Source organism: Mesobacillus sp. ABV4_180 (assembly GCF_056158485.1).
Genome location: NZ_JBSWTJ010000001.1, coordinates 190,885 through 202,951, shown reverse-complemented (window position 1 = coordinate 202,951; position 12,067 = coordinate 190,885). Strand labels below are relative to the sequence as shown.

At 51.1% G+C, this 12,067-nt stretch carries 1 protein-coding gene, 9 tRNA genes and 6 rRNA genes; all 16 read left to right on the top strand.

Translation table 11 applies throughout. The annotated features are described in order from the left end of the window. Positions 1 to 49: 49 nt before the first annotated feature. A 16S ribosomal RNA gene (locus tag ACXAEA_RS01140) occupies positions 50 to 1,599 on the top strand. A gap of 205 nt (positions 1,600 to 1,804) precedes the next feature. Next, positions 1,805 to 4,739: ribosomal RNA gene (locus ACXAEA_RS01135) — 23S ribosomal RNA — on the top strand. 76 nt (positions 4,740 to 4,815) lie between these two features. Further along, positions 4,816 to 4,931: ribosomal RNA gene (gene rrf / locus ACXAEA_RS01130) — 5S ribosomal RNA — on the top strand. Positions 4,932 to 4,939: 8 nt separating this feature from the next. Then, positions 4,940 to 5,015: transfer RNA gene (locus ACXAEA_RS01125), tRNA-Val, on the top strand. Between the two features lie 36 nt (positions 5,016 to 5,051). After that, positions 5,052 to 5,127: transfer RNA gene (locus tag ACXAEA_RS01120), tRNA-Thr, on the top strand. Between the two features lie 97 nt (positions 5,128 to 5,224). Further along, positions 5,225 to 5,300: transfer RNA gene (locus ACXAEA_RS01115), tRNA-Lys, on the top strand. A 40-nt stretch (positions 5,301 to 5,340) separates the two neighbouring features. Beyond that, positions 5,341 to 5,425: transfer RNA gene (locus tag ACXAEA_RS01110), tRNA-Leu, on the top strand. A 26-nt stretch (positions 5,426 to 5,451) separates the two neighbouring features. Then, a tRNA-Gly gene (locus ACXAEA_RS01105) sits at positions 5,452 to 5,526 on the top strand. 6 nt (positions 5,527 to 5,532) lie between these two features. Beyond that, a tRNA-Leu gene (locus ACXAEA_RS01100) sits at positions 5,533 to 5,621 on the top strand. A 23-nt stretch (positions 5,622 to 5,644) separates the two neighbouring features. Continuing rightward, a tRNA-Arg gene (locus ACXAEA_RS01095) sits at positions 5,645 to 5,721 on the top strand. An 18-nt stretch (positions 5,722 to 5,739) separates the two neighbouring features. Further along, positions 5,740 to 5,816: transfer RNA gene (locus ACXAEA_RS01090), tRNA-Pro, on the top strand. 17 nt (positions 5,817 to 5,833) lie between these two features. After that, a tRNA-Ala gene (locus ACXAEA_RS01085) sits at positions 5,834 to 5,909 on the top strand. A 179-nt stretch (positions 5,910 to 6,088) separates the two neighbouring features. Next, positions 6,089 to 7,638, top strand: a 16S ribosomal RNA gene (locus ACXAEA_RS01080). A 205-nt stretch (positions 7,639 to 7,843) separates the two neighbouring features. Next, positions 7,844 to 10,778, top strand: a 23S ribosomal RNA gene (locus ACXAEA_RS01075). 100 nt (positions 10,779 to 10,878) lie between these two features. Then, a 5S ribosomal RNA gene (rrf, locus tag ACXAEA_RS01070) occupies positions 10,879 to 10,994 on the top strand. The 16S, 23S and 5S rRNA genes sit together here with 9 tRNA genes alongside, the layout of an rRNA operon. Before the next feature lie 586 nt (positions 10,995 to 11,580). Next, positions 11,581 to 12,042, top strand: a complete 462-nt coding sequence (locus ACXAEA_RS01065; protein WP_475094131.1) for a CtsR family transcriptional regulator — start codon at positions 11,581 to 11,583, stop codon at positions 12,040 to 12,042. Positions 12,043 to 12,067: the final 25 nt, after the last annotated feature.

The window sequence follows — 12,067 nt, the reverse complement described above, 5'->3', positions numbered from 1 at the left end:
ATAGAAGACAAGAGCCAACGTTTTATTTTATGAGCTAACTCATAACTCTTTCTTGGAGAGTTTGATCCTGGCTCAGGACGAACGCTGGCGGCGTGCCTAATACATGCAAGTCGAGCGGATCTTCATTAGCTTGCTTTTGAAGATCAGCGGCGGACGGGTGAGTAACACGTGGGCAACCTGCCTGTAAGACTGGGATAACTTCGGGAAACCGGAGCTAATACCGGATAATCCTTTCCCTTACATGAGGGAAAGCTGAAAGACGGTTTCGGCTGTCACTTACAGATGGGCCCGCGGCGCATTAGCTAGTTGGTGAGGTAACGGCTCACCAAGGCGACGATGCGTAGCCGACCTGAGAGGGTGATCGGCCACACTGGGACTGAGACACGGCCCAGACTCCTACGGGAGGCAGCAGTAGGGAATCTTCCGCAATGGACGAAAGTCTGACGGAGCAACGCCGCGTGAGCGATGAAGGCCTTCGGGTCGTAAAGCTCTGTTGTCAGGGAAGAACAAGTATCGGAGTAACTGCCGGTACCTTGACGGTACCTGACCAGAAAGCCACGGCTAACTACGTGCCAGCAGCCGCGGTAATACGTAGGTGGCAAGCGTTGTCCGGAATTATTGGGCGTAAAGCGCGCGCAGGCGGTCCTTTAAGTCTGATGTGAAAGCCCACGGCTCAACCGTGGAGGGTCATTGGAAACTGGGGGACTTGAGTGCAGAAGAGGAGAGCGGAATTCCACGTGTAGCGGTGAAATGCGTAGAGATGTGGAGGAACACCAGTGGCGAAGGCGGCTCTCTGGTCTGTAACTGACGCTGAGGCGCGAAAGCGTGGGGAGCGAACAGGATTAGATACCCTGGTAGTCCACGCCGTAAACGATGAGTGCTAAGTGTTAGAGGGTTTCCGCCCTTTAGTGCTGCAGCAAACGCATTAAGCACTCCGCCTGGGGAGTACGGCCGCAAGGCTGAAACTCAAAGGAATTGACGGGGGCCCGCACAAGCGGTGGAGCATGTGGTTTAATTCGAAGCAACGCGAAGAACCTTACCAGGTCTTGACATCCTCTGACAACCCTAGAGATAGGGCGTTCCCCTTCGGGGGACAGAGTGACAGGTGGTGCATGGTTGTCGTCAGCTCGTGTCGTGAGATGTTGGGTTAAGTCCCGCAACGAGCGCAACCCTTGATCTTAGTTGCCAGCATTCAGTTGGGCACTCTAAGGTGACTGCCGGTGACAAACCGGAGGAAGGTGGGGATGACGTCAAATCATCATGCCCCTTATGACCTGGGCTACACACGTGCTACAATGGATGGAACAAAGGGTCGCGAAGCCGCGAGGTCGAGCCAATCCCATAAAACCATTCTCAGTTCGGATTGCAGGCTGCAACTCGCCTGCATGAAGCCGGAATCGCTAGTAATCGCGGATCAGCATGCCGCGGTGAATACGTTCCCGGGCCTTGTACACACCGCCCGTCACACCACGAGAGTTTGTAACACCCGAAGTCGGTGGGGTAACCTTTTGGAGCCAGCCGCCTAAGGTGGGACAGATGATTGGGGTGAAGTCGTAACAAGGTAGCCGTATCGGAAGGTGCGGCTGGATCACCTCCTTTCTAAGGATATTGCCTAAGGGCAATCGGAATGCGAACCTACGGTTCGTACTGTTGACCAGCTTGTTTGTTTAGTTTTGAGGGAGCAAGTGCCTCAAGACTTTTTTGTTCCTTGAAAACTAGATAATCGTAAGTAAGAAGAACCAAGAAAAACCGAGTGATCGCCATTTTAGTTTTCTCTCTATTCAATTAGAGAAATGACCTTTTAGGTTAAGTTAGAAAGGGCGCACGGTGGATGCCTTGGCACTAGGAGCCGATGAAGGACGGGACTAACACCGATATGCTTCGGGGAGCTGTAAGTAAGCTTTGATCCGGAGATTTCCGAATGGGGAAACCCACTGTTCGTAATGGAACAGTATCTTTACCTGAATACATAGGGTATTGAAGGCAGACCCGGGGAACTGAAACATCTAAGTACCCGGAGGAAGAGAAAGCAAACGCGATTCCCTGAGTAGCGGCGAGCGAAACGGGACATAGCCCAAACCAAGAGGCTTGCCTCTTGGGGTTGTAGGACACTCTACATGGAGTTACAAAGGAACGGGGTAGATGAAGTGGTCTGGAAAGGCCCGTCAGAGAAGGTAAAAACCCTGTAGTTGAAACTTCGTTCCCTCCTGAGTGGATCCTGAGTACGGCGGGACACGAGAAATCCCGTCGGAAGCTGGGAGGACCATCTCCCAAGGCTAAATACTCCCTAGTGACCGATAGTGAACCAGTACCGTGAGGGAAAGGTGAAAAGCACCCCGGAAGGGGAGTGAAAGAGATCCTGAAACCGTGTGCCTACAAGTAGTCAGAGCCCGTTCATGGGTGATGGCGTGCCTTTTGTAGAATGAACCGGCGAGTTACGATTACATGCAAGGTTAAGTTGAAGAGACGGAGCCGCAGCGAAAGCGAGTCTGAATAGGGCGAATGAGTATGTGGTCGTAGACCCGAAACCAGGTGATCTACCCATGTCCAGGGTGAAGGTTGGGTAACACCAACTGGAGGCCCGAACCCACGCACGTTGAAAAGTGCGGGGATGAGGTGTGGGTAGCGGAGAAATTCCAATCGAACTTGGAGATAGCTGGTTCTCTCCGAAATAGCTTTAGGGCTAGCCTCACGTTGTAAGAGTCTTGGAGGTAGAGCACTGTTTGGACTAGGGGCCCTCATCGGGTTACCGAATTCAGACAAACTCCGAATGCCAAAGACTTATCCGTGGGAGTCAGACTGCGAGTGATAAGATCCGTAGTCAAAAGGGAAACAGCCCAGACCACCAGCTAAGGTCCCAAAGTATACGTTAAGTGGAAAAGGATGTGGAGTTGCTTAGACAACCAGGATGTTGGCTTAGAAGCAGCCACCATTTAAAGAGTGCGTAATAGCTCACTGGTCGAGTGACTCTGCGCCGAAAATGTATCGGGGCTAAACGTATCACCGAAGCTGTGGATTGACATCTTAGATGTCAGTGGTAGGAGAGCGTTCTAAGGGCGTTGAAGCTAGACCGTAAGGACTGGTGGAGCGCTTAGAAGTGAGAATGCCGGTATGAGTAGCGAAAGATGGGTGAGAATCCCATCCACCGAATGCCTAAGGTTTCCTGAGGAAGGCTCGTCCTCTCAGGGTTAGTCGGGACCTAAGCCGAGGCCGAAAGGCGTAGGCGATGGACAACAGGTTGATATTCCTGTACCACCTCTTTATCGTTTGAGCGACGGGGGGACGCAGGAGGATAGGGTAAGCGCGCTGTTGGATATGCGCGTCTAAGCAGTTAGGCTGCAAGTGAGGTAAATCCCGCTTGCGTGAAGGCTGAGCTGTGACAGCGAGGGAAATTTAGTACCGAAGTTCCTGATTCCACACTGCCAAGAAAAGCCTCTAGCGAGATAAATGGTGCCCGTACCGCAAACCGACACAGGTAGGCGAGGAGAGAATCCTAAGGTGAGCGAGAGAACTCTCGTTAAGGAACTCGGCAAAATGACCCCGTAACTTCGGGAGAAGGGGTGCTCATTTGGGTGAATAGCCCGGATGAGCCGCAGTGAATAGGCCCAGGCGACTGTTTAGCAAAAACACAGGTCTCTGCGAAGCCGCAAGGCGAAGTATAGGGGCTGACGCCTGCCCGGTGCTGGAAGGTTAAGAGGAGGGGTTAGCTCACGCGAAGCTCTGAATCGAAGCCCCAGTAAACGGCGGCCGTAACTATAACGGTCCTAAGGTAGCGAAATTCCTTGTCGGGTAAGTTCCGACCCGCACGAAAGGCGTAACGATCTGGGCACTGTCTCAACGAGAGACTCGGTGAAATTATAGTACCTGTGAAGATGCAGGTTACCCGCGACAGGACGGAAAGACCCCGTGGAGCTTTACTGTAGCCTGATATTGAATTTTGGTACAGCTTGTACAGGATAGGTAGGAGCCTGAGAAACCGGAGCGCCAGCTTCGGTGGAGGCGTCGGTGGGATACTACCCTGGCTGTATTGAAATTCTAACCCGCGCCCCTGATCGGGGCGGGAGACAGTGTCAGGTGGGCAGTTTGACTGGGGCGGTCGCCTCCTAAAGAGTAACGGAGGCGCCCAAAGGTTCCCTCAGAATGGTTGGAAATCATTCGCAGAGTGTAAAGGCACAAGGGAGCTTGACTGCGAGACCTACAAGTCGAGCAGGGACGAAAGTCGGGCTTAGTGATCCGGTGGTTCCGCATGGAAGGGCCATCGCTCAACGGATAAAAGCTACCCCGGGGATAACAGGCTTATCTCCCCCAAGAGTCCACATCGACGGGGAGGTTTGGCACCTCGATGTCGGCTCATCGCATCCTGGGGCTGTAGTCGGTCCCAAGGGTTGGGCTGTTCGCCCATTAAAGCGGTACGCGAGCTGGGTTCAGAACGTCGTGAGACAGTTCGGTCCCTATCCGTCGTGGGCGCAGGAAATTTGAGAGGAGCTGTCCTTAGTACGAGAGGACCGGGATGGACGCACCGCTGGTGTACCAGTTGTCTTGCCAAAGGCATCGCTGGGTAGCTATGTGCGGACGGGATAAGTGCTGAAAGCATCTAAGCATGAAGCCCCCCTCAAGATGAGATTTCCCATAGCGCAAGCTAGTAAGAACCCTGAAAGATGATCAGGTTGATAGGTCAGAGGTGGAAGCGCGGTGACGTGTGGAGCTGACTGATACTAATCGTTCGAGGACTTAACCAAATAGATCATTCGTTCTTCTTGAATTCTTCTTACAACATTATCTAGTTTTGAGGGAATAAAACCTCAAACCAAATAGTCTGGTGGCGATGGCGAGAAGGTCACACCCGTTCCCATACCGAACACGGAAGTTAAGCTTCTCAGCGCCGATGGTAGTTGGGGGTTTCCCCCTGTGAGAGTAGGACGCCGCCGGGCATATATATGGAGGATTAGCTCAGCTGGGAGAGCATCTGCCTTACAAGCAGAGGGTCGGCGGTTCGATCCCGTCATCCTCCACCATAATAATTTCAGATAGTGAAATATTCTACATTATATGCCGGTGTAGCTCAATTGGTAGAGCAACTGACTTGTAATCAGTAGGTTGGGGGTTCAAGTCCTCTCGCCGGCACCATGCTTCTTGCTTCTCTGATCAGCATCAGCGGAAGCATGCGAGAAATCCCGGAGGGATTTTGAGCAGAGAAACTTTTTATCGAAGCTAATCTTTGTACGAGCCATTAGCTCAGTCGGTAGAGCATCTGACTTTTAATCAGAGGGTCGAAGGTTCGAGTCCTTCATGGCTCACCATAGTTTTTTCGCGCTGGCGAAAATGACTTAATATTAATATGCGGGTGTGGCGGAATTGGCAGACGCACCAGACTTAGGATCTGGCGCCGCAAGGCGTGGGGGTTCGACTCCCTTCACCCGCACCATTTTTTCAAACAAATCAATAAAATATGCGGAAGTAGTTCAGTGGTAGAATACAACCTTGCCAAGGTTGGGGTCGCGGGTTCGAATCCCGTCTTCCGCTCCATTTTTAGCCGGGGTGGCGGAACTGGCAGACGCACAGGACTTAAAATCCTGCGGTAGGTGACTACCGTACCGGTTCGATTCCGGTCCTCGGCACCAAGTTAGCTAAAAAAAACAAATATGCGCCCGTAGCTCAATTGGATAGAGCGTCTGACTACGGATCAGAAGGTTATGGGTTCGACTCCTTTCGGGCGCGCCATTATTTTTCTCAATATATCGGGGAGTAGCTCAGCTTGGTAGAGCACTTGGTTTGGGACCAAGGGGTCGCAGGTTCGAATCCTGTCTTCCCGACCATTCACTTACTTTAATATGGGGCCTTAGCTCAGCTGGGAGAGCGCCTGCCTTGCACGCAGGAGGTCAGCGGTTCGATCCCGCTAGGCTCCACCAAAAAAAACATTTGACCTTTTTGATTCATCATGTTAGTATGTTAAAGCTGACCTGTTGATACGGTCAAAGAATTGCTCTTTGAAAACTAAACAAACAAGCGTCAACAAACAATAATATTCTTGCTTCTATTATAGAAGACAAGAGCCAACGTTTTATTTTATGAGCTAACTCATAACTCTTTCTTGGAGAGTTTGATCCTGGCTCAGGACGAACGCTGGCGGCGTGCCTAATACATGCAAGTCGAGCGGATCTTCATTAGCTTGCTTTTGAAGATCAGCGGCGGACGGGTGAGTAACACGTGGGCAACCTGCCTGTAAGACTGGGATAACTTCGGGAAACCGGAGCTAATACCGGATAATCCTTTCCCTTACATGAGGGAAAGCTGAAAGACGGTTTCGGCTGTCACTTACAGATGGGCCCGCGGCGCATTAGCTAGTTGGTGAGGTAACGGCTCACCAAGGCGACGATGCGTAGCCGACCTGAGAGGGTGATCGGCCACACTGGGACTGAGACACGGCCCAGACTCCTACGGGAGGCAGCAGTAGGGAATCTTCCGCAATGGACGAAAGTCTGACGGAGCAACGCCGCGTGAGCGATGAAGGCCTTCGGGTCGTAAAGCTCTGTTGTCAGGGAAGAACAAGTATCGGAGTAACTGCCGGTACCTTGACGGTACCTGACCAGAAAGCCACGGCTAACTACGTGCCAGCAGCCGCGGTAATACGTAGGTGGCAAGCGTTGTCCGGAATTATTGGGCGTAAAGCGCGCGCAGGCGGTCCTTTAAGTCTGATGTGAAAGCCCACGGCTCAACCGTGGAGGGTCATTGGAAACTGGGGGACTTGAGTGCAGAAGAGGAGAGCGGAATTCCACGTGTAGCGGTGAAATGCGTAGAGATGTGGAGGAACACCAGTGGCGAAGGCGGCTCTCTGGTCTGTAACTGACGCTGAGGCGCGAAAGCGTGGGGAGCGAACAGGATTAGATACCCTGGTAGTCCACGCCGTAAACGATGAGTGCTAAGTGTTAGAGGGTTTCCGCCCTTTAGTGCTGCAGCAAACGCATTAAGCACTCCGCCTGGGGAGTACGGCCGCAAGGCTGAAACTCAAAGGAATTGACGGGGGCCCGCACAAGCGGTGGAGCATGTGGTTTAATTCGAAGCAACGCGAAGAACCTTACCAGGTCTTGACATCCTCTGACAACCCTAGAGATAGGGCGTTCCCCTTCGGGGGACAGAGTGACAGGTGGTGCATGGTTGTCGTCAGCTCGTGTCGTGAGATGTTGGGTTAAGTCCCGCAACGAGCGCAACCCTTGATCTTAGTTGCCAGCATTCAGTTGGGCACTCTAAGGTGACTGCCGGTGACAAACCGGAGGAAGGTGGGGATGACGTCAAATCATCATGCCCCTTATGACCTGGGCTACACACGTGCTACAATGGATGGAACAAAGGGTCGCGAAGCCGCGAGGTCGAGCCAATCCCATAAAACCATTCTCAGTTCGGATTGCAGGCTGCAACTCGCCTGCATGAAGCCGGAATCGCTAGTAATCGCGGATCAGCATGCCGCGGTGAATACGTTCCCGGGCCTTGTACACACCGCCCGTCACACCACGAGAGTTTGTAACACCCGAAGTCGGTGGGGTAACCTTTTGGAGCCAGCCGCCTAAGGTGGGACAGATGATTGGGGTGAAGTCGTAACAAGGTAGCCGTATCGGAAGGTGCGGCTGGATCACCTCCTTTCTAAGGATATTGCCTAAGGGCAATCGGAATGCGAACCTACGGTTCGTACTGTTGACCAGCTTGTTTGTTTAGTTTTGAGGGAGCAAGTGCCTCAAGACTTTTTTGTTCCTTGAAAACTAGATAATCGTAAGTAAGAAGAACCAAGAAAAACCGAGTGATCGCCATTTTAGTTTTCTCTCTATTCAATTAGAGAAATGACCTTTTAGGTTAAGTTAGAAAGGGCGCACGGTGGATGCCTTGGCACTAGGAGCCGATGAAGGACGGGACTAACACCGATATGCTTCGGGGAGCTGTAAGTAAGCTTTGATCCGGAGATTTCCGAATGGGGAAACCCACTGTTCGTAATGGAACAGTATCTTTACCTGAATACATAGGGTATTGAAGGCAGACCCGGGGAACTGAAACATCTAAGTACCCGGAGGAAGAGAAAGCAAACGCGATTCCCTGAGTAGCGGCGAGCGAAACGGGACATAGCCCAAACCAAGAGGCTTGCCTCTTGGGGTTGTAGGACACTCTACATGGAGTTACAAAGGAACGGGGTAGATGAAGTGGTCTGGAAAGGCCCGTCAGAGAAGGTAAAAACCCTGTAGTTGAAACTTCGTTCCCTCCTGAGTGGATCCTGAGTACGGCGGGACACGAGAAATCCCGTCGGAAGCTGGGAGGACCATCTCCCAAGGCTAAATACTCCCTAGTGACCGATAGTGAACCAGTACCGTGAGGGAAAGGTGAAAAGCACCCCGGAAGGGGAGTGAAAGAGATCCTGAAACCGTGTGCCTACAAGTAGTCAGAGCCCGTTCATGGGTGATGGCGTGCCTTTTGTAGAATGAACCGGCGAGTTACGATTACATGCAAGGTTAAGTTGAAGAGACGGAGCCGCAGCGAAAGCGAGTCTGAATAGGGCGAATGAGTATGTGGTCGTAGACCCGAAACCAGGTGATCTACCCATGTCCAGGGTGAAGGTTGGGTAACACCAACTGGAGGCCCGAACCCACGCACGTTGAAAAGTGCGGGGATGAGGTGTGGGTAGCGGAGAAATTCCAATCGAACTTGGAGATAGCTGGTTCTCTCCGAAATAGCTTTAGGGCTAGCCTCACGTTGTAAGAGTCTTGGAGGTAGAGCACTGTTTGGACTAGGGGCCCTCATCGGGTTACCGAATTCAGACAAACTCCGAATGCCAAAGACTTATCCGTGGGAGTCAGACTGCGAGTGATAAGATCCGTAGTCAAAAGGGAAACAGCCCAGACCACCAGCTAAGGTCCCAAAGTATACGTTAAGTGGAAAAGGATGTGGAGTTGCTTAGACAACCAGGATGTTGGCTTAGAAGCAGCCACCATTTAAAGAGTGCGTAATAGCTCACTGGTCGAGTGACTCTGCGCCGAAAATGTACCGGGGCTAAACGTATCACCGAAGCTGTGGATTGACATCTTAGATGTCAGTGGTAGGAGAGCGTTCTAAGGGCGTTGAAGCTAGACCGTAAGGACTGGTGGAGCGCTTAGAAGTGAGAATGCCGGTATGAGTAGCGAAAGATGGGTGAGAATCCCATCCACCGAATGCCTAAGGTTTCCTGAGGAAGGCTCGTCCTCTCAGGGTTAGTCGGGACCTAAGCCGAGGCCGAAAGGCGTAGGCGATGGACAACAGGTTGATATTCCTGTACCACCTCTTTATCGTTTGAGCGACGGGGGGACGCAGGAGGATAGGGTAAGCGCGCTGTTGGATATGCGCGTCTAAGCAGTTAGGCTGCAAGTGAGGCAAATCCCGCTTGCGTGAAGGCTGAGCTGTGACAGCGAGGGAAATTTAGTACCGAAGTTCCTGATTCCACACTGCCAAGAAAAGCCTCTAGCGAGATAAATGGTGCCCGTACCGCAAACCGACACAGGTAGGCGAGGAGAGAATCCTAAGGTGAGCGAGAGAACTCTCGTTAAGGAACTCGGCAAAATGACCCCGTAACTTCGGGAGAAGGGGTGCTCATTTGGGTGAATAGCCCGGATGAGCCGCAGTGAATAGGCCCAGGCGACTGTTTAGCAAAAACACAGGTCTCTGCGAAGCCGCAAGGCGAAGTATAGGGGCTGACGCCTGCCCGGTGCTGGAAGGTTAAGAGGAGGGGTTAGCTCACGCGAAGCTCTGAATCGAAGCCCCAGTAAACGGCGGCCGTAACTATAACGGTCCTAAGGTAGCGAAATTCCTTGTCGGGTAAGTTCCGACCCGCACGAAAGGCGTAACGATCTGGGCACTGTCTCAACGAGAGACTCGGTGAAATTATAGTACCTGTGAAGATGCAGGTTACCCGCGACAGGACGGAAAGACCCCGTGGAGCTTTACTGTAGCCTGATATTGAATTTTGGTACAGCTTGTACAGGATAGGTAGGAGCCTGAGAAACCGGAGCGCCAGCTTCGGTGGAGGCGTCGGTGGGATACTACCCTGGCTGTATTGAAATTCTAACCCGCGCCCCTGATCGGGGCGGGAGACAGTGTCAGGTGGGCAGTTTGACTGGGGCGGTCGCCTCCTAAAGAGTAACGGAGGCGCCCAAAGGTTCCCTCAGAATGGTTGGAAATCATTCGCAGAGTGTAAAGGCACAAGGGAGCTTGACTGCGAGACCTACAAGTCGAGCAGGGACGAAAGTCGGGCTTAGTGATCCGGTGGTTCCGCATGGAAGGGCCATCGCTCAACGGATAAAAGCTACCCCGGGGATAACAGGCTTATCTCCCCCAAGAGTCCACATCGACGGGGAGGTTTGGCACCTCGATGTCGGCTCATCGCATCCTGGGGCTGTAGTCGGTCCCAAGGGTTGGGCTGTTCGCCCATTAAAGCGGTACGCGAGCTGGGTTCAGAACGTCGTGAGACAGTTCGGTCCCTATCCGTCGTGGGCGCAGGAAATTTGAGAGGAGCTGTCCTTAGTACGAGAGGACCGGGATGGACGCACCGCTGGTGTACCAGTTGTCTTGCCAAAGGCATCGCTGGGTAGCTATGTGCGGACGGGATAAGTGCTGAAAGCATCTAAGCATGAAGCCCCCCTCAAGATGAGATTTCCCATAGCGCAAGCTAGTAAGAACCCTGAAAGATGATCAGGTTGATAGGTCAGAGGTGGAAGCGCGGTGACGTGTGGAGCTGACTGATACTAATCGTTCGAGGACTTAACCAAATAGATCATTCGTTCTTCTTGAATTCTTCTTACACATTATCTAGTTTTGAGGGAATAAAGCTTTTTGCGAAGCAAAATAGCAAAACCTCAAACCAAATAGTCTGGTGGCGATGGCGAGAAGGTCACACCCGTTCCCATACCGAACACGGAAGTTAAGCTTCTCAGCGCCGATGGTAGTTGGGGGTTTCCCCCTGTGAGAGTAGGACGCCGCCGGGCACACGAAAGAACAGCTGTAATGGCTGTTCTTTTTTGTGTCTTTTTTTGCATTAGAAAAACGAAACCTCTTAAAAAGTACAGGAATATATTATTCTTTGCGCTATCTCAATTGAATCTCACTTTTTCTAACTAATCTCCCAACCAATAATCAAGAAAATGAAAATCACCATAAAAACGTCTCCATGCAAACAATCTTTTGGTTTCGTACTTTGCTTATATTGGCGATAAATGAAATATATCGACCAGATTTTGCATTATATCAGCGAAATTATAATTTTATCGACCACATTTTAAGATATATCGATCATAATTCCAGATATATCGACCACTTGCATCCAGGCACTAATCACCACATTCGCCCATATAATAAGTCATCCAGCCCAAATGAAAAAAATACCTAACATCAATTCATTAGAAGTTTCCACCTAAATTAAAATGGGTATAATAACCAACAACACCCCTAATTGTTATGTTTTGGCATACATAATTTTGGCGAAAATAATTCTGGATGCATTAATTGCATCGAAAAAAATTTTTTTGTATAATTAATGTCAAATATAGTCAAAGTCAGATAGGGGGAGGTTTAGTGAGGAATATATCGGACATCATTGAAAATTACCTCAAGCATGTTTTGGAAATGAGCGATAAGGAGATCGTTGAAATCAAGCGAAGTGAAATCGCCGATAAATTTCAATGCGTACCATCCCAGATCAACTATGTCATTAATACGAGGTTCACGATTGAACGAGGATATCTTGTTGAGAGCAAGCGGGGTGGCGGCGGTTATATCCGTATCATCAAAGTCCAGACTTATGACCATGCGCACCTGATTGATGATCTACTGTCTTTGATTCAAACACGGATTTCGCAAAGCAGCGCTGAAGATGTCATTTACCGCATTGTCGAGGAGGACGTTGTCACGGACAGGGAAGCGAAGATCATGCTTAGTGTACTTGACAGGTCAATCCTGTACATTGAACTTCCGCAGCGCGATGAGTTGCGTGCGAGGATGTTGAAGGCGATGCTGATGGCGTTGAAATTTAAATAAGCAAAGTAGATAAAGAGGTGAGGGC